This is a genomic window from Streptomyces sp. NPDC092369, from assembly GCF_044755245.1.
In the GTDB taxonomy this organism is placed as follows: Bacteria; Actinomycetota; Actinomycetes; order Streptomycetales; family Streptomycetaceae; genus Streptomyces.
Genome location: NZ_JBIVQP010000001.1, coordinates 1304027 through 1324482 on the forward strand (window position 1 = coordinate 1304027; position 20456 = coordinate 1324482).

Genomic DNA, 20456 nt, shown 5'->3' on the forward strand with positions numbered 1-20456 from the left:
TTCAGGGGCGCGGGGAACCGCGTGACAAGCCACGAATCACCCGCACCCGTCACACGACCTGCCCCGCCGAGCTCTCCACCGAGAAATCCGCAAGCATCCGCCCGACGTCCGGCTCACGCCCCGTGAACAACCGAAACGCGTCCGCCGCCTGGAACACCGCCATCCCGCCCCCGTCCAGCACGGCGCAGCCAACCCCCCGGGCGGCTCGCACCAACTCCGTCTCCAACGGCCGATAAACAACTTCGGCGACCCACAACTCCCCGCGGAGCAACCCCGCGGGGAACGGCAACCCGGGATGCGCGGCCATACCCGTCGGCGTCGCATGCACAATCCCATCCGCCCCGGCCAACAACTCACCCAACCGCTCCGGAGAAGCCGCGGCGGCCCGCCCCACCCCGAAGTGCAGGTTCAACGCGGCGGCAAGATCCACGGCCCGATCGGCCAACGCGTCCACGACAGTGACCCGCTCCGCTCCGAGGTTGAGCATGGCGTGCGCGACAGCCGCCCCCGCGCCCCCGGCGCCGAGCTGCACCACCCGTTCCACCGGAACGTCCGGCAACCCGCGAGCGAACGCCGCCGCGAACCCGGTCACGTCGGTGTTGTGCCCGACGGCCCGACCATCCTCGAACACCACGGAGTTCACCGCCCCGAGCGCCGAAGCCTGCGGAGCAAGCGCGTCCAGGTGCTCGATGACCAACTGCTTGCACGGGTGGGTGACATTGAGCCCGTCGAAGCCCAAGTCCCGCGCGGCCCGCACCAGTTCGCCGACGGCCTCGGGTCGCAGGCCGAGCTCGTCGATGTCGATGCGTCGGTACAGGTAGCGCAGGCCCTGCCGGTCCGCCTCCCGCTCGTGCAGCGCCGGGCTGAGCGACGGCCCGATGCCGGCGCCGATCAGTCCGACGAGAAACGAGTCCTTGGCCACGCGGACCTCCTGAGCCGATCACTAATGTACGAACCAGTACGTTAGCTATATCAGCCGGACGGCCTCGCGGGGAAGGCCTGGGCCCGCCTCCACCCCCGCCTTCCGTGATCCCCCGCCTACAATCTCCCGCAGCGGCCGCACTCCCGAAGGAACCCAAGGAACCCGATGACCAGCGTCGACGAACCGGCACGACCCAACGGGCGGATCCGCGACGCGGTCCGCACCCAGGCCGAGATCCTCGACGTGGCGACGCAGGAGTTCGCACGGGCCGGCTACGACGGCGCCCGCGTCGACGAGATCGCCGCCCGCACCCGCACCACCAAGCGGATGATCTACTACTACTTCGGCGGCAAGGAGCAGCTCTTCACCGCTGTCCTGGAGCGGGCGTACGGCGTGATCCGCGAGGCCGAGCAGGGGCTGGACGTAGAGCACCTCGACCCGGTCGCGGCCATCCGCAAGCTCGCGGAGGTCACCTTCGACCACCACGAACAGCACCCGGACTTCATCCGCCTGGTCAGCATCGAGAACATCCACGGGGCCGAACACATCGCCGCCTCCGAGAAGTTGGGCAAGATCGGCTCCCCCGCGCTCGACGTGATCCGCCGCATCCTGGCCACCGGGCAGGAGTCAGGCCTCTTCACGGCGGACGTCGACGCGGTCGACCTGCACGCGATGATCAGTTCGTTCTGCTTCTTCCGGGTCGCCAACCGGCACACCTTCGGCGCCCTGTTCGGCCGCGACCTCACCGACCCGGCTCAGCGCGCGCACTACCGCGCCATGCTCGGCGACATGGTGATCGCCTACCTGACGGCGGAGCGCACCGCCGACTGAGACGCCTCCGCGCGACCTCTTGACACCCGGGAAACGCGAGCGCAACATCCCTACCCACCGAGACTAACTATCCAGTGGGTTAATTAGCCGACGGCCACCCCGATCCCTCGGCTCTCTCCCCACCGCTCACCGCTCACTCCCCGTATGTCGGAGCCCCGAAGGAGCACGCCGTGTCCGTCCCCGCCGAAGCCGTCGGGCAACCGAAAAAGGCGGCCGCCGCCGCCTGGATCGGCAGCGCCCTGGAGTACTACGACTTCTTCATCTACGGCAGCGCCGCAGCCCTGATCTTCCCCAAGGTCTTCTTCGACGAGTCCGACCCCGCCACCGCGACCCTGCTGTCACTGGCCACGTTCGGTGTGGCGTACGCGGCCAGGCCGGTCGGCGCGCTCTTCCTCGGTCACTTCGGTGACCGTGTGGGCCGCAAGAAGATCATGGTCTTCACGCTGATCCTGATGGGTGTGTCCACCTTCCTGATCGGCTGTCTGCCCAGCCGCCACCAGGTCGGCACCCTCGCCCCCGTCCTGCTGGTCGCCTGCCGTGTCCTGCAAGGCATCTCGGCGGCGGGCGAGCAGGCCAGCGCCAACTCCATGACCCTCGAACACGCGCCGCCGCACCGGCGCGGCTTCTTCACCAGCTTCACGCTCGGCGGCACGCAGGGCGGACAGCTGCTGGCCACACTGGTCTTCATCCCGATCGCGTCGCTGCCCGAGGACCAACTGCTGTCCTGGGGCTGGCGGGTGCCGTTCTGGCTGAGCATCGTGGTCGCCGTCGTCGGCTACGTCATCCGCCGCCGGCTGGAGGAGACCCCCGCCTTCGTCCAGCAGGCGGCCACCGCGGGTGTGGTGAAACTGCCGCTGATGGTGCTGCTGCGCGAGCACTGGGCGGATGTGCTGCGGGTGATCGGGGGCGCGCTGATCGCCTCGGTCTCCACGATCTTCACGGTGTGGGCGCTGGCGTACGCGACCAGCGACGCGGTCGGCATGTCCCGCACCTCGATGCTCTGGGTCGGCGCCCTCGCCAACCTCGTCGCGCTCGCCGCGATCCCGTTGTGGGCCACCCTCTCGGACCGTGTCGGCCGCCGCCCGGTCTTCCTGATCGGCGCCGTCGGCAGCGCGATCATGATGTTCCTCTACCTCTGGGCGATCTCCACCGGGTCCTATCCCCTGATCATGCTCCTCGGGATCGTCACCTTCGGTGTCGTCTACAGCGCCGCGAACGGCGTGTGGCCCTCCTTCTACGGTGAGATGTTCTCGACTCGCGTCCGGCTGTCCGGCATGGCGATCGGCACGCAGATCGGGTTCGCGGTGGCCGGCTTCGCGGTCACGTTCGCCGCGCAGATCGCGGGCCCGGACGGCACGGACTGGTCCTCGGTGGCTCTGTTCACCGCGGCCCTGTGCGTCCTACCGGTGCTCGCCGCCATCTCCGCCCGCGAGACCTGCGAGGTGCCGACCGAACTGCTCGGCGAGCGGGCACCCGCGCAGGCGTCACGGCAGGAGACGGTGACGGCCTGAGCCCCGCCGGGTGGTGACGGCCTGAGCCCTGCCGGCTGGTGCGGCCGTGCGCTCGGCGTGGGACCCACCATGCCGCGCACTCCCCCGTCCGCCCTTGACGTCGCTCGCAGTGGAGCTCATGAACGCGGTGCTCCCGTCGCCGCCGCGTCCAGCATCGGCGCGAGTTCCCTGGCCACGGTCGTCAGCGCCCGGGTGTCGTGCTCGGCGCGGGCGATCAGGAGGGCGCCCTCCAAGGTGCTGATCATGAGAGTGGCGAGGGGCTCGGCCCGGTCCGCCGGTACGCCCATGTCCGTCAGGGCGGCGGCCACCGGAACGGTCCAGGTGGCGAAGGCGCCGGCCGCGGCCTCGCGGGTGGACTCGGTTTCATGGGCGCAGTCGACCGTCGCCGCGGCGACCGGGCAGCCGGCGAGGAGACCGTCCGTCTCGTACTCGTCGGTCCACTGGCGCACCATCGCCGCGAACAATCCGCCGGGCGTCGGCTCGGGCATCCCCGCCATGAAGCGGGCCACCCGCCGGCCCGCGTACCGGCCCGCCCAGGCCACCGCCTCATTGACCAGCTGCTCCTTGCCGCCCGGGAAGTAGTGCTGGAGCGAACCGCGCGGCGCCCCGGCGTGGACGGCGACGTCCCGCATGCCGGTCGCGCCGACGCCCTGCCGCCGGATGAGCTGGGCGGCGCTGAAGACCATCCGCTCGCGCGGACCCCGCTGTGACCCCGACACCGCCATGACCGGCCTCCTCGTTCCACGATCACCCTATGACCAATGTCATAACGCGGGCTACCATGACGATCGTCATAGGTGGTGGCTCCGGGACAGGTGGTGGATCGTGCACAGCGACCAGGTCGGCCATGGCGACAACGCCTACGAGGGCGACGGAGACGGCGATACCAGCGGTGTCGACCGTCCGGTCCGCGTCGGCTTCCTCGGTCTCGGCGTCATGGGCCGGCCCATGGCCCTGCGCCTGGCCCGCGCCGGGACGCCCCTCACCGTCTGGAACCGCACGGCCGCCCGCGCCGAACCGCTGATCGCGGCCGGAGCCGCCGTGGCGGCCGACCCCGCCGAGGTGTTCGCGCGGGCGGACGTCGTGATCCTGATGCTGGCCGACGAGCTCGCGATCGACGCCGTACTCGGCCGCGGCAACCCGGAGTTCGCGGCGCGCGTCGCCGGGCGCGTGGTCGTCCACATGGGCACGACCTCGCCGGAGTACTCGCAGGCGCTGGAGACCGACATCCGTGCGGCGGAGGGGAGTTATGTCGAGGCGCCCGTCTCCGGCTCCCGAGTCCCGGCGGAGAACGGCCGGTTGATCGCGATGCTGGCCGGGGAGGAGGCCGCCGTGGAGGTCGTACGGCCGCTGCTCGCCCCCATGTGCCACGGCACCTTCGTCTGCGGCCCCGCCCCCAGCGCCCTGCTGATGAAGCTCGCCGTGAACCTGTTCCTGATCACCCAGGTCACCGGTCTCACCGAGGCCTTCCACTTCGCCGAACGCCAGGGTCTGGACCGCCGGTTGTTCCTGGACGTCCTGGACGCGGGCCCGATGGCCAGTGCCGTCTCCCGGATGAAGGCGCCCAAGCTGCTGGAGCGCGACTTCGCCGTACAGGCGGCGGCCTCGGACGTGCTGAAGAACAACCAGCTCATCGCCGAGGCCGCACGCGAGACGGGGTTCGCCTCACCCTTGCTCGACGTCTGCCACGCCCTCTTCGGGGAGACGGTGTCGCTCGGGTACGGCGGTGAGGACATGGTGGCGGTCCTGCGCGCGATCGAGGCCCGCACGCAGGAAGGGGCGCGGCGGCAGTCGCCCCTGCCGTACTGACCGTCGGCTCGTCAGCCCCGGTTGGCGCCGGCCGGGATGCCGTACGCCCGCTCCACATGCACCCGCAGCACCAGCCGCCGGTCGCGGACCATCGCGGCCCGGTAGTCGTCCCAGTCCGGGTGTTCGCCGAGGACGTCGCGGTAGAGGCGGATCAGCTCCTCGACGGTGTCGTCGTGCGGGTCCTGGGCGACCGGGGTGAGGTCCGCGGTGCCCTCGACGACGGTGTAGGCCCGGCGGTCGGGGCTGGAGACGTGGTACGACACCCGCGGGTCCCGGCGCGCGTTGTTGGTCTTGGCGCGGTCGTCGGTGACCGAGATCCGGACGATCCGTTCGTCCGGGTAGTAGTGGTGGCTGACGTTCGACAGCTGGGGCCGGCCGTCGCGCTTGAGGGTGACCAGCACCCCGCCGCGGCCGTCGGAGAGCAGTCCGAGCAGCGCGTCCTGAGCAGATGTGTCCTGAGTCATATCCCGATCAACTCGCGCCACGGGTCCTCACATTCCCGGGCCGCGACCTCGCGGCATCATCCGGTAGACACTGTCTACGGAGACCTGGTAGACAGTGTCTATGCCGTTGAGGGATGTGGACGAAGCGGAGACCGGGTTGCGGGCCCGGCTGGTCGATGTAGGCGTGGAGTTGGTCGCCCACGAGGGCGCGCAGGCGCTGACCCTGCGCGAGATCGCACGCCGGGCAGGTGTCTCGCACGGGGCGCCCCGCCGCTACTTCCCGACCCATCTGGAACTGCTCTCCGCCATCGCGCGCCGCGGCTTCACCGAACTGGCCGAGCGGGCGTCGGCAGCGGTGGGCGATGACAACGGACCCAGGGGCGGCGACGGATCGGCTTTTCCTCGTGAGCAGTTGGCGGTACTGGCAGGGGTGTATCTGGAGTTCGCGCGGGACAGCCGTGGCATGTACGAGCTGATGTTCCGTCATGATCTGCTGGAGAGCGGCCACTTGGGGTTGCGGGACACCAGCCTGCCGCTCTTCGGCCGGTTGGTGGAGCTGGTCGGCGCCGCACGCCCCGATGTGGACGCCCGCCTGGTCGCGGGCGCCCTGTGGGCGAACCTGCACGGCATCGCCCAGCTGTGGAACTGGGGCAGCCTCCAACTCGCCACCGGCTCAGCGGACTTCGCGCCCTTGCTGCACGCGGTGCTCGACGCCCACCTCGGGAGCGGCGAGTGAAGCCGCGCCGCACGCTGACGCTGGCGAGCAGCGTGGCCGGGGCCGCCGTCGTGGCCCTGGACGGCACGGTGCTCGGCGTGGCCCGGCCGACCCTCCAGCGCGATCTGCACGCCTCCTTCGCCGAGGTCCAGTGGACCAGCACGGCGTATCTCATCGCGGTGGCGGGCCTGTTGGTGTTCTCGGGACGGCTCGGCGACCGGTACGGGCATCACCGCACCTTCGCCATCGGCATGCTGGGATTCGGAGTGACGTCCGCCGGCATCGGACTCGCGCCCGGCGTCGGCTGGGTGATCGGACTGCGCGCCGTCCAGGGCGTGTTCGGGGCGCTGCTGCAACCGGCGACGCTCGGCATCCTGCGGACCGCGTACCCGCCCGACCGGTTGCGGATGCCGATCGCGATCCGGACGAGCACGATCGGGCTCGCGGCGGCGGCCGGCCCGGTCCTGGGCGGGGCGCTGGTGGCAGGCCCCGGCTGGCGGGCCGCCTTCTACCTCAACGTCGTACCGACGCTCGCCTTCGGCACGCTCGCGCTCACCGCGCGTCTCCACGCTCCCACTCCGCACTCGCCCAACTCCCGCCCCTCTCAGCCCACTCCGCCCCTCAACCTCCCTGGCGCTCTCCTCCTTGCTCTCACTCTCGCCGCCCTGGTGCAGGCCCTCGTCGCCCTGTCGGACGGTGGCCCGGCCCCCATGGGCACGGCCGGACTCCCGGTGGCCGTGGCCGTAGCCGTAGCCGCCGGTGCCCTCTTCCTCCGGCACGAGCGCCGCACGACAAGCCCCTTGATCCCGACGGACGTCATCCACGCGCCCGGCATCCGCCCCGCCCTCGGCGTCCTGGTGGCCGCCTCCGCCGCGCTGAACGGCACGGTGTTCGTGGCCGCCTTCCTGTTGCAGGACACCCTCGGATTCACCGCGTTCCGCACGGCCCTGCTCAGCCTGCCGCTCGCCGCGGCGATGATCCTCGCGGCGCCCGGCTGCGCGCTGCTGCTGCGCCGGGTGGGCACCCGGCGTACGACCGTGGCGGCGACGATCGTGCTCGGCGCGGGGATCCTGCTGCTGTCGCGGGCGTCCGGCACCCTCGCGCTCTGCACGGCGTTCGCACTCCTCGGCGCCGGGTTCGGGACGGTGATGGTGGCGATCACGCATGTCGTCGTCCGGCAGGCCCCCGTGGAGTCGGCCGGTGTGGCGGGCGGCCTCAAGCAGACCGCGATGAACATCGGGCCAACGCTGGGGGTGGCCGTCGCGACCACGCTGACGGGGCTCGGCGGGGGTCTCGGGCCCGCCCTGCTGGTACTCACGGGCGTCGCCGGGGCGGGTGCGGTGGCCGGCCTCGCACTGCCGAAAGGTTTCGTCTCTGCGATCAATCCCGGACAACCAGGGGACCGGCCCCCCGTTCCTGCGCGACCATGAGGTCTGAGGGCGCTCCCGCGGGGTATGCGGGATCGCGCCTCGACGAACGTATTCGGAGGAGAGCGATGGCACAGCTGCGACAAGAGGTCGACCCGAGTGAGGTCGGACTGGACGCGAAGGCGCTCGACCGCCTCGACCAGTACCTCGCCCACTACGTCGACGAGGGCCGGCTGCCGGGTTACCTGGTGTCCGTGGCCCGTGGCGGACGCATCGCCCACCTCACCACCCACGGCCGGCGCGACATCGCGGCCGGACTGCCGGTCGAGGCCGACACGTTGTGGCGGATCTACTCCATGACCAAGCCGGTCACCGCGGTCGCCGCGCTGATGCTGGTGGAGGAGGGCAAGCTGTCGCTCGACGACCCGGTCGCCCTTCACCTCCCCGTCTTCGCCGACGTGGAGGTGTACGAGAGCGGGTCCGCGGACGGCATCAAGACCCGTCCGCCGACCCAACCCATGCTGGTCCGGCACCTGTTGACCCACACCGCGGGCCTGACCTTCGCCTTCTACCACTCGCATCCGGTCGACGCCCTCTACCGCGAGGCGGGTCTGGAGTCGTCGGTACCGGCCGGCGCCGACCTGCCGCGGACCATGGACGTGTACGCGAGCCTGCCGTTGCAGTTCGAGCCGGGCACGCAGTGGAACTACTCGGTCGCCAGCAACGTCATGGGCCGGATCATCGAGGTGGTGTCCGGGCAGCCGCTGGACGCCTTCTTCGCCGAACGGATCTTCAACCCCCTCGGCATGACCGACGCCGGTTTCTGCGTCACCGACCAACAGGCGCTCAGGCTCTCGGAGTTGTACGGCGAGGCCGACGGCGGCGGGATCGAGCCGATCGCCGGGCTGCCGCTGCGCGGTCGGCCCCGCTTCCTGTCCGGCAGCGGTGGCATGGTCGCCTCGGCGCACGACGTGCACCGCTTCATGGAGTTGCTGCGCCGCCGCGGCGAACTCGACGGGGTGCGCCTGCTCGCCCCCGAGACGGTGGACCTGATGACCAGCAACCACCTCCCCGGCGGCGCCGACCTGCGCGCCTTCGGCAGCCACCCGGCCCACGACGAACCCGGCAACGACGGCATCGGCTTCGGCTTCGGCGTCTCGGTGGTGATCGACCCGGACCGCACCCTGGCACCGCTCGGGCTCGGCACCTACGGCTGGAGCGGGGCGGCGACCACGACGTTCTGGGTCGACCCGGTCCGCGATCTCACCGTGCAGTTCTACACGCAGGTGCGGCCGAAGACCTCGCACACGATGATCCTCGACCTGAAGAAGTTCGTGCACGAGGCCGCGACCGCGGACTGAGCCGGGGCCCGCGCCTACCGCTCATCGGCTGCCGGTCTCGCCGGCTGCCGGTCGCATCGGCCGCCGGTCGCGTCGGCTACTCGTCGACGCGGAGGGTGAAGTCCACTCCCTCACCGGCCAGTTCACCCAGCCACTGGTCCGACCGGGCCGCCGTCTCGGCGGCGCGGTTCAGACCGGCCGGCAGGGTGCCGTCCAGGATGTGCCGCACCCCGAGGGCGAGGGGACGGGAGACGCAGCGGGCCATGGCGCTCTCCCGCGCGTCCCCCACCAGATCGAGCACATAACTGCCCGACCAGGTACGCCCCTCCGCGCCCCGCACATCGAGCGAGACGGCGAGGACGACCCGGTCGCGGTCCTCGTCCGTGGTCGGGTAGCGGGCCGCCAACTCCCGTGCCAGAGCCGCGATCCGCTCGTCGTCCCCGCCCTTGAGCTCCTCGAAGACCTCGGCCCAGGCGGTCAGCCACCCCTCCAGGCGCAGCGTCCCGCGCACGATGGACCGCGCCTCCCAGCTGGTCGGCAGCCCGTACTGCTCGACGAAGGGCACGCTGTCCCGGTTGGGATAGACCTCGAACTCCTCCCCGTCGAGCAGGTGTCGCCGGGTGACCTCCCAGGGCCGCTCGGCGACGGTCTCGACCCCGCCCTCGATGTAACGGGCGGGCGAGCGCAGCGCGTTGAGGACTCCGGCGGGCGCCCAGCTGAAGCGGTACCTGAAGTCGTTCGGCACGGCCGGGATCCCACCGCAGTACGAGGTGAAGGCGTACGAAGCTGTCGTACTCCCGCCGATCGCCTCCTGGGCCCGGGTGATGAGGCTGTGCGCGAAGAGGTGGTCGATGCCCGGGTCGAGCCCGGCCTCGGTGAGGACGACCAGGCCGGCCTTCGCCGCCTCGGGGACCTGTTCGAGGACGGCGTCGGAGACGTAGCTGGAGCAGGCGAAGTGAGCCTGAGCGCCGACGCAGGCGACGAGGATGCCCGCGTGCTCCGGTGCGGGCAGCATCGAGACGACGGTGTCGCCGGGGGCCAGTTCGGCGGTGAGCGTGGGGAGTGTGTAGGCGCGGGGCGCGGCGCGTCCGGTGAGGCCCAGCCGGTCGAGGGCCGCGGCGGCCCGCTCCTCGGTGCGGTGCCACAGGATCACCCGCTCGGCCGTGTCGCAGAGGCGGGCGAGGCCGCTGCCCGTGGAGAGCCCGGCGCCGACCCAGTGGACGGTGCCGCTCGCAGGTACCCGGCCGTCCCGGTTGTCCGGATCAGACATGACGGAACTCCCCTTCCTCGATGCCCAGTTCACGGCCCGCCTGATGGAACCGGTCCAACGCGCGCCCCCACGGTCCGTCCGCGCCGAACTCCAGGAGCTGCGGCAGCAGGGACGCCGAGAAGTCGGTGCTGGACTCCAGCGGCAGCAGGGACGGCAGGTTGTCGATGGCGATGAGGTCCAGCGGCGGTTCCTCGCGCAGCCTGCGGACCGGGTCCGTCCACTCGGTGGTGCGGTCGTAGACCGGCAGGACGTTCAGGGACGAGCCGACATCCACGGTGACGTCGCACAGGGTACGCAGGCGGCGGCCGGGGTTGTCCAGGTCGCTCTCGCGCAGGAAGGGAGGTACGGGGGTGGTGGCGAGGACCGCGTTCACCATCACGTCGTGGGCGAGCAGGGCGGAGCGGTCAAGGTCGCGGGTCTCGGCGAGGTCCCAGCAGGTGGGCTCGACGCCGGCCGTGGAGAAGGCGACGCGCGCGCCCCGGCCGCTGCGGCCCAGGGCGCCGACCACCAGCGCGGTGAACTCCGCGTCCCCGGTGGCGGGTCGCAGGGTCTCGTCCAACTCGGCCTTGGACGTGGGCGTCAGGGGCGCCTTGAGCCGGCCCCGGTGCTGGAGCGTGGCCAGGGCGGCGCCCAGGTAGCCGGCCCAGAATCCGAAGGCGGCGAGCCGTCGGCCGTCCTCGTCGACGAGGTACTCCAGGTCGAAGAGGCTGCCTCCGCCGGCGGCGAAGCGCCGCAACAGGGCCTCGGCGCCCGGCTGTCGCTTGTAGGCGTGGCCGAAGAAGATGTGCCGGTGGCGCAACTCGGCCGGTTCGTCCGGGAGTTCCTTGAGACCGGTGACGACGGCGTCTTCCGGCGCCGTGACCCACGATCCCGTGGGCGCGATCCGGCAGCCGGCCGCCTCGTACTCCTCGATCGGGAAGATCCGCTGCGGTGACTCCTCCACGGTCAGCGTCGCTCCGGCGTCGAGCAGCCGCCGGGCGTCGGCCGGCACGATCGGCGTGCGTCGTTCGGTGCCGCGGTCCTCGTGGCGCAGCCACAGGTGGAGTTCGGTCATACGAGGTTGGCCTCCGGGCGCGGGGCGTCGGCCGCGAACCGGCCGGCGCTCAGGGGACGGACGTCCACGAAGGGTACGCGGCCCAGGTACAGGTCGCGGACGACCTCGCCGACGGCGGGTCCCTGGAGGAAGCCGTGGCCGGAGAACCCGGTCGCGTAAAGGAAGCGGGAGATCGAAGTCGCCTCGCCGATCAGGGCGTTGTGGTCCGGGGTGACCTCGTACAGGCCCGCCCAGCCGCCGGTGCGGCGCAGGTCGAGCAGGGCGGGTGCCCGGCGCTCCATGGCCGTGTACAGGGCGGGGATCCAGCGGTCGTGGGTGTCGGTGGCGAAGCCGGGCCGTTCGTCCGGGTCGGACATGCCGAGCAGCAGCCCCGGGCCCTCGGAGTGGAAGTAGAGGCTGCTGGTGAAGTCGATGGTCATGGGGAGGTCCGGCGGCAGGTCGGGGACCGGTTCCGTGACGGCGATCTGGCGGCGTAGCGGCTGTACGGGCAGGTCGACGCCGACCATCGCGCCCACGGCCCGGGACCAGGGTCCGGCCGCGCAGATCACGGTGTCGGTGGCGATCCGGCCGAGGGTGGTCGAGACGGCGGTGATGCGGTCGCCGTGCAGTTCGACGCCGGTGACCGCGGTGTGCCGCAGGATGCGGGCGCCGTGGGCGCGGGCGGCCGAGGCGTAGCCCTGGACGACGGCCTCGGGGGTGCAGTGGCCGTCGTCCGGCGAGAAGGCGGCGGCGAGCAGGCCGTCGGTGGTGATCAGCGGGGAGAGCCGCTGGGCCTCCGCCGGGGTGATCATGCGGCTCGGCACCCCGAGGGAGTTCTGCAGCCGGACGCCCGCCTCGAAGGAGGCGACCTCCTCGGGAGTCGACAGCAGGAAGAGATAACCGACCCGGTGCAGATCGATGTCCTGCCCGGTCTCCGCCTCGAACCGCCCGAACGCCTCCAGACTCCGCGCGCCCAGCTGGATGTTGAGCTCGTCCGAGAACTGCGCCCGCACTCCACCGGCGGCCTTCGAGGTGGACCCGGAGGCGAGTTCGTCGCGTTCGACGAGGACGACGTCCCGCACACCGGCGGCGGCGAGGTGGTAGGCGATGCTCGCGCCCATCACTCCGCCGCCGATCACGACGGCACTGGCCTGTGTCTTCACGGGGGAGCCTCCAGAGGGTCGTCGGGGTCGGTCACCCCTTCTTCCTGTCCGGGCCCCCGTGCCGGTATTCAGGACAGGTGGGCCATGGCGTCCAGGTGGGGCAGGATGTGGTCGAGCCGCTCCCGCTTGGTGCGCAGGTAAGTGATGTTGCTCTCGCACGGCGGGATCAGCAGCGGGACCGTCTCGGCCACGTCGATGCCGTGCGCGAGCAACGACTCGCGCTTGCGCGGGTTGTTGGAGAGCAGGCGGACGGAGTTCACGCCCAGGTCGTGCAGGATGTCGGCGGCGACGCCGTAGTCGCGGGCGTCCACCGGCAGTCCGAGCGCGAGGTTCGCCTCGACCGTGTCCAGTCCCTCGGCCTGCAGGGCCATCGCGCGCAACTTGCCGAGCAGGCCGATACCGCGGCCCTCGTGGCCCCTCAGGTAGACGACGATGCCGCTGCCTTCGGCGACCACGGCGCGCAGCGCGGAGGCGAGTTGGTCGCCGCACTCGCAGTGCTGGGAGCCGAACGCGTCACCCGTGAGGCACTCGGAGTGCAGTCGGACGAGAACGCGTTCGGCGCCTATCTCGCCGTGCACAAGGGCCACTTGCTCGTCACCGCGGTCGTGATCCATGTAACCGATCGCGCGAAATTGCCCGTACACGGTGGGCAGCGGCGCATTCACGATACGTTCCACGCCCGTGCGCTGCGGTGACTTCTTGCCGAGTACGCCGACTTTATCTGTCATGATTCTGATTCCTAAACAGAGACGAAAGGCCGTGAAGAAATGAGTGGTTCGGGCGCGCATGCGGCGGCATACGGTCTGGTGCCGACGGACACTACGGATGACGTACGGACCAGGGCGGCGGGTGTCTCAACGCAGGTGGCCGTCCTTCCCGTGGGCAGCTTCGAGCAGCACGGCCCCTACCTTCCGCTGGCGACCGACACGTTGGTCGCCTGTGCCGTGGCCCGGGAGATCGCCGCGGCGTACCCGGTGCACCTCCTTCCTCCGGTGACGGTCGCCTGCTCGCACGAGCACGCGGCCTGGCCGGGGACCGTCAGCATCTCCTCGCCTACCCTGCACGCGGTGGTGAGCGACATCGCGGCCTCGCTCCGCCGCTCCGGTGTCGAGGCCCTGGTGGTGGTCAACGGGCACGGCGGGAACTACGTGCTGGGCAACGTCGTTCAGGAATCCTCCGCCCGCGGCGAGCGGATGGCGCTGTTCCCGGCCGTGGAGGACTGGGACGAGGCGCTGCGGCGGGCGGGCGTGGCCACCTCGCCGCTCACCGACATGCATGCGGGAGAAATCGAGACCTCCATCCTTCTGCACACTCACCCCGAATTCCTTCGACCCGGTTACGAGACCTCCGATTTCGTCGCGGACGACCGACGTCATCTGCTCACCCTCGGTATGTCCGGCTATACCGACTCGGGCGTCATCGGACGCCCCTCGCTGGGTTCCGCGGAAGAGGGGAAGGAACTCCTCGCGAGCCTCACGGATTCCTTCGGCGCGTATTTCTCGCTGCTCACCTCGGCGGACGGACGCGGGTAGTCGGCGGCGGGGTCCGGGACCGTGGGGGGTGTCCCGGAACCCGCGCGCAGGCCGGTGTACCACCGCGCGACGAGCACGGCGAGGCCGGGCAGAGCGGCTACGAAGCTGAGCACGCCGTAGATGACGGAGACGGCGAGCCCGGTGCTCGCGCCGAGGCCCGCGGCACCGAACGCCCAGGCGGTGGCGCCTTCCCGGGGGCCGAAGCCGCCGACGTTCAGCGGGAGCCCCATGACGACCAGCGCGAGCACGGAGATCGGCAGCAGGGCGGCGACGGAGGCGTCGGATCCGGCGACCTCGGCGGCGAGCACGAACATCGCGACGTGGCCGGCCAGGACGAGCACGGAGGAGACGACGACGCCCGGCGCGTTGCGGCGGGACAGCAGCGCCTCGCGGGCCTCGGCGAGGGTGGCGCGCACGGCCCGGCCGCGACGGGAGGGAGTGGCGGAGGACGCGCGGTTCATCCGCAGGGCGAGGACGACGGCGAGCGCGCCGACCACGGCCAGGGCGAGCAGCGGCACGAAGTGCCGGGTCTCGGCGAGCACCGGGGACGGCATGGTCAGCAGGACCACTCCGCCGATCACCGTCAACGCGACCTGTCCCGCGGCCCGTTCGAGGACAACGGAGCGGACACCGCGGCCCATGTCGCCGGCGTTCTGCCCGTGGCGTACCGCGCGGTGGACATCGCCGAGGACACCGCCGGGCAGGGCCGCGTTCAGGAACAGCGAGCGGTAGTAGTCGGCGACGGCGGGGCCGAGCGGGAGCGTGATCCGCAGCCCGCGCGCCACCAGCGCCCAACGCCACGCGCTGAGCACGGTCGTGGCCACGCCGATCGCGAGGGCCAGGAGCAGCGTCGGCCCGTCGATCCGCCGCAGCCCGTCCAGGAACACCCCGGTGCCCAGCTTCCACAGCAGGGCGGCGAGGATCGCGACACCCGCGACGGTCCCGAAGTGGGTCCGCACCGCACGGGAGTTGACCCGCGCAACCGCCCGCCGCCACCAGGCCGGCCGCGCTGTCGCGTCGGTCCGGGCAGCGGTGACGATGACGCCGATACGGTCCTTGGAGACGGCGGCGCCGGCGGGCGGGCCGGGCAGGAGCCGGGGCCGGTCGGCCAGGGCCACGGCCCCGACACGCTCGACCTGCGCGTTGCTCCGCACGCAGGCGATCTCGCCGCCCGGCGCGCCCTTGCCGGTGCGTCGCGTGCGCTCGGTGACCGGCTCGCGCCGGACCACGTGGGCCCGTACCGTCTCCACGCTCATGCCGCGCTCCCGGTCGGGCGGGACAGCGCCAGGAGGTCGCTGTGGTGGACCACGACGTGCAGCTCACCGGCCTCGCAGGCGGCCAGTCGGTCCTGCAGATACCGTTCTGCGCGAGCGGCGAGGTCGGGGCGCTGTTCGACGGCCGCACCGACCCAGCCGCGCAGCCACTGGGCCGTCAGCTGGGACTCCGCGGGTCCAAGGCGCCAGGCGCTCGGGTGCAGGCGGACCGTCGCGCCTCGTTCGGAGAACGCCTCGCAGGCGACCGTCACCGAGTCCGGGCCGAGCAGTCCGTCGCGGCGCTGGTGGGCGTTGAACGCCTCGGCGATCTCCGCGTCCATCGGGTGGGACGGGGTGAGCTCGACGCGTCCGGCGACGGAGAGCGTGAGCAAGGCCGGGCAGCCGGCACCGGTGCAGGCGTCCGCGAGGGTCTCGATCTCCTCGCGGGTGAGGACGTCGAGGAGTGCGGAGGCCGTCACCAGGGAGGCGCCGCGGAGGGCGTCCGGGGTGAGCCGGGCGACGTCGCCGCGGCGGGTCTCGACGGTGACCCGGCTGCCGTCGGCGGCCGACCTCGGGGAGGCGACGGCCGCGAAGTGCAGCAGGTAGGGGTCGCGGTCGTGCAGGATCCAGTGCTGGGCGCCGTCGAGCCGGGGCGCGAGCCAGCGGCCCATGGAGCCGGTGCCGCAGCCGAGGTCGTGGATGACCAGGCCTGCCTTGCCCGGCAGGTTGGCGAGCCGGATCCGCAGCGGGTCGAGCAGGTCGTGGGCGCGCGCGTCGGCGTCCGCCGGCTCGCGCAGCTCCAGCCACTCGGGGGCGTAGCGGGGCGGCTCCTCGGGCCCGGTCTCCCGCAGCCGTACGGTGGCGCGCTCGCCGGGGCGGTTGCTGGGCCCGGCGCCGGGGATCACGGCACCCGGCTCCTGGGGTCCGGTCACCGCGTCGCTCACGTTCGTGGGCACGGCCTCCGCCCCCTCGGTCACCACAGCACTCATGTCCTGCATTCCGACACCCCGCTCCTGCCCCGCCGACCCTGCGATACGAGCCTGACGGGGTCCGGGCTGGGCCGGAATCCTCCCGCTCGCCTGTGCCGTCCTGTTCATGCGGCCCTCCTGGGTTCGCTGGGAAGCCGGCCCAGTACTCCGGCGAGAGAGCGGGCGGTGGTCGCCCAGCCGTCCAGGGCGGCCCGCCGGCCCCGGGCAGCGGCCTTCAGCCGGCGTCGTACATCGGCCTCGCCGAACCAGCCGCGCAGTTCGGCGGCGAGCGCGGCGGGGTCCTCCGGCGGGACGAGGATGCCGGGCACCCCGCCGTCGGGGGCGCGGCCGACCGCCTCGGGCAGTCCGCCGACGTCGGTCGCGAGCACCGGGATGCCGCGCGCGAGCGCCTCGGTGACCGCCATGCCGTAGGTCTCCGCGTAGGAGGTGAGGACCATGAGGTCGGCGGCGGCGTAGGTCGCGTCGAGTTCGGCGCCGGCCCGCGGTCCCGCGAGGTGGATGCGGTCCTGGAGGCCGTGCTCGGCGATCAGGGCGCGCAGTCGGGCGACGTACTCGGGGTCCTGCGTGAGCGCGCCGACGCAGACGCAGCTCCAGGGCAGGTCGGCCGCCGCGGCCAGGGCCTCGACGAGCCGGTGCTGTCCCTTGCGCGGGGTGACCGAGGCGACGCACAGCAGTCGCGAGACGCCGTCGGTGCCGGAGGCGAGGGGCGCGATGTCGGCGCCCGGGGCGGCGACGTGGACGCGCTCGGGGGCGAGGCCGTGGTGGGAGACCAGGCGGCGCACCGCCCAGTCGCTGGTGGCGATCACCGCGGGGACGGCCCGCAGGACATCCCGTTCCTGAGCGTCCAGTTCGGCGGCCACCGCCGGGTCGAGCCCGCGCTCGTCGCCGAGCGGGAGGTGCACGAGGACGGCGAGCTGCAGCCGCTCCGTCTCGGGGATCACGACCTCGGGGACGCCGCAGGCGACCAGGCCGTCCAGCAGGACGATCGAGTCGTCGGGCAACTCCCGCAGCGTACGGGCGAGTTCGGACCGGGCACCGGCGTCGGGCCGGGGCCAGCCGCCGTCCACGGCGTGCTTGTGGACCTGCCAGCCGAAGCCGGCCAGGTCCAGACTCACGCGCCGGTCATAGGCGTTGCCGCCGCTCGGCACGGCGGGGTCGTCGACCCCGCCCGGCATCACGAAATGCACGGAGCGCAAGGACATCGGCAGGATCTCTACGTTCTTCCTCGGGGCGGAGTGCTGCAGCGGCACATAGCCGAGCCGCGCACGGTCCACGGTCGTGTCGGTCACAGGGCACGCTCGTAACTCGCCCACGCGATGTGCGACTCGTGCAGCGCGACGGCGATCGCGGCGATGCCCCGGGCGCCCTCGCCCAGCGCGCCCTTCTCGATCCGCTCGGCGAGCCGGTCGGCGATGACCTTGGCCAGGAACTCCGTCGAGGTGTTGATCCCGGCGAACTCGGGCTCGTTGTCGAGGTTTCTGTAGTTCAGCTCGCTGACGACGGCGCCAAGCTCCTGCGTGGCAAGACCGATGTCGACGACGATGTTGTCGTCGTCCAGCTGCTCGCGCCGGAACGTGGCGTCCACCAGGAACGTCGCTCCGTGCAGGCGCTGCGCGGGTCCGAAGACCTCACCGCGGAAGCTGTGGGCGATCATGATGTGATCGCGGACGGTGACACTGAACAACGGACGACCCTCCAGGTGCGGCACGTCTGGTCCCCCGGCCGGTTGGCTGCCCGGGGATACCGTCTACTACGGCTCTTCGGTTCCCCCCGTTCAGCCCACTCTCACTCTTTTCTCAGGTCAGGGGTACCGGATCCGGTGACAGAGGGCCGGAATGACTCCCTCTGCCAGCTTCGGCAGCACCTCGGGCAGCTCTTCGAACGCGCTTTCCCCTGTGATGAGGGCGTCGAGCGCCGGGTCGGCGAGCAGGTCGAGGGCGAGGGCGAGCCGGTCGGCGTAGCTGCGGCTCGCTCGGGCCGGGGAGACGGTGCCGACCTGGCTGGCGCGGATGGTCAGGCGGCGGGAGTGGAAGGCCTCGCCGAGCGGGAGGCTGACCTTCCGGTCGCCGTACCAGCTCAGTTCCACGACAGTGCCCTCTGCGGCCAGCAGTTCCAGTGAGCGGGCCAGGCCCTGTTCCGTGGCGCTGGCGTGCACGACGAGGTCGCGGTCGCCGAGCGCGTCGGCGGGCAGCGCGAAGTCGACGCCGAGTGCTTTCGCGGTCGCGGCGCGTGCCGGGTCGGCGTCCACCAGCTGCACCCGTACGCCCGGGAACCTGGCGAGCAGGGCGGCCACCGAGCAGCCGACCATGCCGCCGCCGACCACGGCGATCCGGTCGCCGATCATGGGGCTCGCGTCCCAGAGGGCGTTGACGGCGGTCTCGACGGTGCCGGCGAGAATGGCGCGTTCGGCGGGCACGGTCTCCGGTACGACGGTGACGGCGGTGGCGGGGACGACGTACCGCGTCTGATGGGGATAGAGGCAGAACACCGTGCGCCCCACGAGTTCCTCGGGCCCCTCCTCCACCACGCCCACGTTCAGGTAGCCGTACTTCACGGGGGCGGGGAAGTCGCCCTCCTGAAAGGGGGCCCGCATCACCGCGTGCTGGCTCTCGGGGACGCCCCCGCGGAAGACCAGGGTCTCCGTGCCGCGGCTGACCCCGGAGTAGAGCGAACGCACCAGGACCTCACCTACCGCGGGTACGGGCAGGTCCACGTCCCGCAGCTCTCCTTGGCCCGGACGGGCGAGCCAGAACGCACGGCCGATGCGGTTCATCCGGCCTCCTCCTGAACGATCGGGAAGTGGTGCACGTACCGAGGTGTGCACAGGCCGCGCACAGTACGCGGCGTTGATCCACTTGTCACTTGGCCGGAGGGTATGCGGTGGCCCTGAACAACACGTACGACGCAAGGCTGGTCCAGCAGGAGACCGCTGTGGGAGCGGGTCTGCAGATCCTGTTGCTGGTGTTGCTCGGTACGGCGATCGGCATGGGGCCGGCGGGCTGGCTCACGGGCCTCGTGTTCGCCGTCGCCACTTGGGCGGTGCTCTCGCGGGCACTGCATCGAAGCCGGCCGCGGTCCTTCGGCCCGGCCAACCGGGTGACCCTCGGCCGGGCGACCCTGGTGGGCGGTGTGACCGCCCTGGTCGCGGACTCCTTCGAAAGCTCCCCGCCGGTCACGCTCTTCGTCGGTCTCACGGCCGTCGCGCTGATCCTCGACGGTGTGGACGGCAAGGTCGCCCGCGCCACGGGCACGTCGACCCCGCTGGGCGCACGCTTCGACATGGAGGTCGACGCGTTCCTGATCCTGGTGCTCAGCATCTACGTCTCCATGAGCCTGGGCCCCTGGGTCGTGCTGATCGGCGCCATGCGCTACGCCTTCGTCGCCGCGGCCCGCGTCTGGCCCTGGCTGAACGCGCCGCTGCCCCCGAGCACGGCCCGCAAGACGGTCGCCGCCCTCCAGGGCGTCTTCCTCCTGGTCGCGGCCTCGGGCTACCTCCCCCACACCCCCACCTTCGCCGTGGCCGCCCTCGCCCTGGCTCTGCTGACCTGGTCCTTCGGCCGTGACGTCATCTGGCTCCACCGCACCTCGCGGGTCCAGGACGGCGAGGTCGAGGAGATGCTGGAGATGGCGGCGGAGCGCGAGCCGGAGCGGGAGCGGGAGACGGTCAGCTCCTGAGCGGCGACGGAGGTCGTCGGCCGGAGACACGAGATCCGACCGAGGCCGTCCTCCACCCGAGACGCTCAGGCTCAGTGAGCGCCCCGAGCACGGCCGACCTCCGTGGTACGTCGGCTCCGGACAGCCACAGCGAGAGCCCGATCCGCCCTCACCCGTCGAGCGGCAACCGGTACACCGTGGACTCCCTGACCTGGAACCCGAGCCGCTCGTAGAGCCTGTTCGCGGCCTCGCGGTCGGGTCGTGAGGTGAGATCGACGGTACGGGCCCCGGCCTCCCGGGCGACCTCCAGAGCCTTCCGCGTCAGCAGCCCCGCGACTCCGTGCCCTCGCGCCGCTCCGTCCACGACGACGTCCTCGATACGGGCCCGCAGCCCCGACGGCACCGGGAACATGACGAGGGTCAGCGTGCCGACGATCTCCCCGTCGGCCCGGGCGACGAGCACGGTGTTGGCGTCGCAGGCCAGGATGCGGCCGACCGCGCCGGCGTCGAGGACCTTCGCCGACCGCGACAGCTGCGGCAGCAACCGGCCGAAGGCGTCGACGAGTTCCTGGTCCGCCTTGCGGGCGATCTCCACCTCGATGTTCATGAGGTGGACCCTATCGA

Annotated in this window: 20 protein-coding genes and 1 pseudogene; 8 read left to right on the forward strand and 13 right to left on the reverse strand. The window is 71.8% G+C overall.

Annotated features, from left to right (window positions below; all coding sequences use genetic code 11):
• Window positions 1–49: 49 nt before the first annotated feature.
• On the reverse strand, window positions 50–922 hold the full coding sequence (locus tag ACIQI8_RS05780) for a shikimate dehydrogenase (protein ID WP_402345288.1): 873 nt from the start codon (window positions 920–922) through the stop codon (window positions 50–52).
• A gap of 165 nt (window positions 923–1087) precedes the next feature.
• Between ACIQI8_RS05780 and ACIQI8_RS05785 the strand changes: the two genes are divergently transcribed.
• Window positions 1088–1753 (forward strand): TetR family transcriptional regulator, encoded by a 666-nt coding sequence (locus ACIQI8_RS05785; protein ID WP_402345290.1) that lies wholly within the window; start codon window positions 1088–1090, stop codon window positions 1751–1753.
• Between the two features lie 170 nt (window positions 1754–1923).
• Complete coding sequence (locus tag ACIQI8_RS05790) at window positions 1924–3264, forward strand: MFS transporter (protein WP_402345292.1); 1341 nt, start codon at window positions 1924–1926, stop codon at window positions 3262–3264.
• 116 nt (window positions 3265–3380) lie between these two features.
• Here the strand turns inward: ACIQI8_RS05790 and ACIQI8_RS05795 are convergent, their stop codons facing one another.
• Window positions 3381–3989, reverse strand: a complete 609-nt coding sequence (locus ACIQI8_RS05795; RefSeq protein ID WP_402345293.1) for a TetR/AcrR family transcriptional regulator — start codon at window positions 3987–3989, stop codon at window positions 3381–3383.
• Window positions 3990–4089: 100 nt separating this feature from the next.
• On the opposite strand from ACIQI8_RS05795, the gene ACIQI8_RS05800 reads away from it, so the two are divergent.
• A complete protein-coding gene (locus ACIQI8_RS05800) occupies window positions 4090–5073 on the forward strand; it encodes an NAD(P)-dependent oxidoreductase (protein ID WP_402345295.1) in 984 nt (327 codons plus the stop codon).
• An 11-nt stretch (window positions 5074–5084) separates the two neighbouring features.
• Here ACIQI8_RS05800 and ACIQI8_RS05805 read toward each other — a convergent pair whose 3' ends face one another.
• Window positions 5085–5537 carry a PPOX class F420-dependent oxidoreductase gene (locus tag ACIQI8_RS05805; RefSeq protein ID WP_402345297.1) on the reverse strand — a complete coding sequence of 151 codons (453 nt, stop codon included), beginning with the start codon at window positions 5535–5537 and terminating at the stop codon, window positions 5085–5087.
• A gap of 100 nt (window positions 5538–5637) precedes the next feature.
• On the opposite strand from ACIQI8_RS05805, the gene ACIQI8_RS05810 reads away from it, so the two are divergent.
• The 3 genes from ACIQI8_RS05810 to ACIQI8_RS05820 all read left to right on the forward strand — a co-directional run bounded on the left by ACIQI8_RS05810 (window position 5638) and on the right by ACIQI8_RS05820 (window position 8959).
• Window positions 5638–6252, forward strand: coding sequence for a TetR/AcrR family transcriptional regulator (locus ACIQI8_RS05810; protein ID WP_402345299.1), 615 nt, complete (start codon window positions 5638–5640; stop codon window positions 6250–6252).
• Complete coding sequence (locus ACIQI8_RS05815; RefSeq protein ID WP_402345301.1) at window positions 6249–7661, forward strand: MFS transporter; 1413 nt, start codon at window positions 6249–6251, stop codon at window positions 7659–7661. Before ACIQI8_RS05810 ends, ACIQI8_RS05815 begins: the two co-directional genes overlap by 4 nt.
• 65 nt (window positions 7662–7726) lie before the next feature.
• Entirely contained in the window at window positions 7727–8959 is a 1233-nt protein-coding gene (locus ACIQI8_RS05820; protein WP_402345303.1) for a serine hydrolase domain-containing protein, read from the forward strand.
• A 76-nt stretch (window positions 8960–9035) separates the two neighbouring features.
• Here ACIQI8_RS05820 and ACIQI8_RS05825 read toward each other — a convergent pair whose 3' ends face one another.
• The 4 genes from ACIQI8_RS05825 to ribA all read right to left on the reverse strand — a co-directional run bounded on the left by ACIQI8_RS05825 (window position 9036) and on the right by ribA (window position 13132).
• Window positions 9036–10208, reverse strand: a complete 1173-nt coding sequence (locus ACIQI8_RS05825) for a saccharopine dehydrogenase family protein (RefSeq protein WP_402345304.1) — start codon at window positions 10206–10208, stop codon at window positions 9036–9038.
• Window positions 10201–11262 (reverse strand): saccharopine dehydrogenase, encoded by a 1062-nt coding sequence (locus ACIQI8_RS05830; RefSeq protein ID WP_402345306.1) that lies wholly within the window; start codon window positions 11260–11262, stop codon window positions 10201–10203. Before ACIQI8_RS05830 ends, ACIQI8_RS05825 begins: the two co-directional genes overlap by 8 nt.
• Window positions 11259–12404 carry an NAD(P)/FAD-dependent oxidoreductase gene (locus ACIQI8_RS05835; RefSeq protein ID WP_402345308.1) on the reverse strand — a complete coding sequence of 382 codons (1146 nt, stop codon included), beginning with the start codon at window positions 12402–12404 and terminating at the stop codon, window positions 11259–11261. Before ACIQI8_RS05835 ends, ACIQI8_RS05830 begins: the two co-directional genes overlap by 4 nt.
• 68 nt (window positions 12405–12472) lie before the next feature.
• Complete coding sequence (gene ribA / locus ACIQI8_RS05840; protein WP_402345309.1) at window positions 12473–13132, reverse strand: GTP cyclohydrolase II; 660 nt, start codon at window positions 13130–13132, stop codon at window positions 12473–12475.
• 39 nt (window positions 13133–13171) lie between these two features.
• Here ribA and ACIQI8_RS05845 point away from each other — a divergent pair, with 39 nt between their 5' ends.
• The gene (locus ACIQI8_RS05845; protein WP_402345310.1) at window positions 13172–13936 is read left to right on the forward strand and encodes a creatininase family protein; all 765 of its coding nucleotides are present in this window, start codon (window positions 13172–13174) and stop codon (window positions 13934–13936) included.
• Between the two features lie 143 nt (window positions 13937–14079).
• On the opposite strand, the pseudogene ACIQI8_RS05850 reads toward ACIQI8_RS05845, so the two are convergent.
• From ACIQI8_RS05850 to ACIQI8_RS05870, 5 genes and pseudogenes are all read right to left on the reverse strand, one after another.
• Window positions 14080–15192: pseudogene (locus tag ACIQI8_RS05850) on the reverse strand (YbhN family protein); the annotation flags it as partial.
• On the reverse strand, window positions 15189–16178 hold the full coding sequence (locus ACIQI8_RS05855; protein ID WP_402345311.1) for a trans-aconitate methyltransferase: 990 nt from the start codon (window positions 16176–16178) through the stop codon (window positions 15189–15191). The pseudogene ACIQI8_RS05850 and the gene ACIQI8_RS05855, both read right to left, overlap by 4 nt.
• Window positions 16179–16282: 104 nt before the next feature.
• Window positions 16283–17467, reverse strand: coding sequence for a glycosyltransferase family 4 protein (locus ACIQI8_RS05860; RefSeq protein WP_402345312.1), 1185 nt, complete (start codon window positions 17465–17467; stop codon window positions 16283–16285).
• The gene (locus ACIQI8_RS05865) at window positions 17464–17862 is read right to left on the reverse strand and encodes a 6-carboxytetrahydropterin synthase (RefSeq protein WP_124001871.1); all 399 of its coding nucleotides are present in this window, start codon (window positions 17860–17862) and stop codon (window positions 17464–17466) included. Before ACIQI8_RS05865 ends, ACIQI8_RS05860 begins: the two co-directional genes overlap by 4 nt.
• Window positions 17863–17979: 117 nt before the next feature.
• Entirely contained in the window at window positions 17980–18951 is a 972-nt protein-coding gene (locus tag ACIQI8_RS05870) for a zinc-binding alcohol dehydrogenase (RefSeq protein WP_402345313.1), read from the reverse strand.
• A 107-nt stretch (window positions 18952–19058) separates the two neighbouring features.
• Here ACIQI8_RS05870 and ACIQI8_RS05875 point away from each other — a divergent pair, with 107 nt between their 5' ends.
• Complete coding sequence (locus ACIQI8_RS05875; RefSeq protein WP_402346711.1) at window positions 19059–19853, forward strand: CDP-alcohol phosphatidyltransferase family protein; 795 nt, start codon at window positions 19059–19061, stop codon at window positions 19851–19853.
• A gap of 148 nt (window positions 19854–20001) precedes the next feature.
• On the opposite strand, the gene ACIQI8_RS05880 is transcribed toward ACIQI8_RS05875, so the two are convergent.
• Complete coding sequence (locus tag ACIQI8_RS05880; RefSeq protein ID WP_402345315.1) at window positions 20002–20439, reverse strand: GNAT family N-acetyltransferase; 438 nt, start codon at window positions 20437–20439, stop codon at window positions 20002–20004.
• Window positions 20440–20456 lie beyond the last annotated feature (17 nt).

Bases quoted from the DNA above. Each gene is read 5' to 3' on its own strand.
- ACIQI8_RS05830 (WP_402345306.1), bottom strand. From the start codon at position 11,262: ATGACCGAACTCCACCTGTGGCTGCGCCACGAGGACCGCGGCACCGAA.
- ACIQI8_RS05845 (WP_402345310.1), top strand. From the start codon at position 13,172: ATGAGTGGTTCGGGCGCGCATGCGGCGGCATACGGTCTGGTGCCGACG.
- ACIQI8_RS05805 (WP_402345297.1), bottom strand. From the start codon at position 5,537: ATGACTCAGGACACATCTGCTCAGGACGCGCTGCTCGGACTGCTCTCC.
- ribA (WP_402345309.1), bottom strand. From the start codon at position 13,132: ATGACAGATAAAGTCGGCGTACTCGGCAAGAAGTCACCGCAGCGCACG.
- ACIQI8_RS05855 (WP_402345311.1), bottom strand. From the start codon at position 16,178: ATGAGTGCTGTGGTGACCGAGGGGGCGGAGGCCGTGCCCACGAACGTG.
- ACIQI8_RS05880 (WP_402345315.1), bottom strand. From the start codon at position 20,439: ATGAACATCGAGGTGGAGATCGCCCGCAAGGCGGACCAGGAACTCGTC.
- ACIQI8_RS05870 (WP_402345313.1), bottom strand. From the start codon at position 18,951: ATGAACCGCATCGGCCGTGCGTTCTGGCTCGCCCGTCCGGGCCAAGGA.
- ACIQI8_RS05825 (WP_402345304.1), bottom strand. From the start codon at position 10,208: ATGTCTGATCCGGACAACCGGGACGGCCGGGTACCTGCGAGCGGCACC.
- ACIQI8_RS05785 (WP_402345290.1), top strand. From the start codon at position 1,088: ATGACCAGCGTCGACGAACCGGCACGACCCAACGGGCGGATCCGCGAC.
- ACIQI8_RS05820 (WP_402345303.1), top strand. From the start codon at position 7,727: ATGGCACAGCTGCGACAAGAGGTCGACCCGAGTGAGGTCGGACTGGAC.
- ACIQI8_RS05795 (WP_402345293.1), bottom strand. From the start codon at position 3,989: ATGGCGGTGTCGGGGTCACAGCGGGGTCCGCGCGAGCGGATGGTCTTC.
- ACIQI8_RS05810 (WP_402345299.1), top strand. From the start codon at position 5,638: ATGCCGTTGAGGGATGTGGACGAAGCGGAGACCGGGTTGCGGGCCCGG.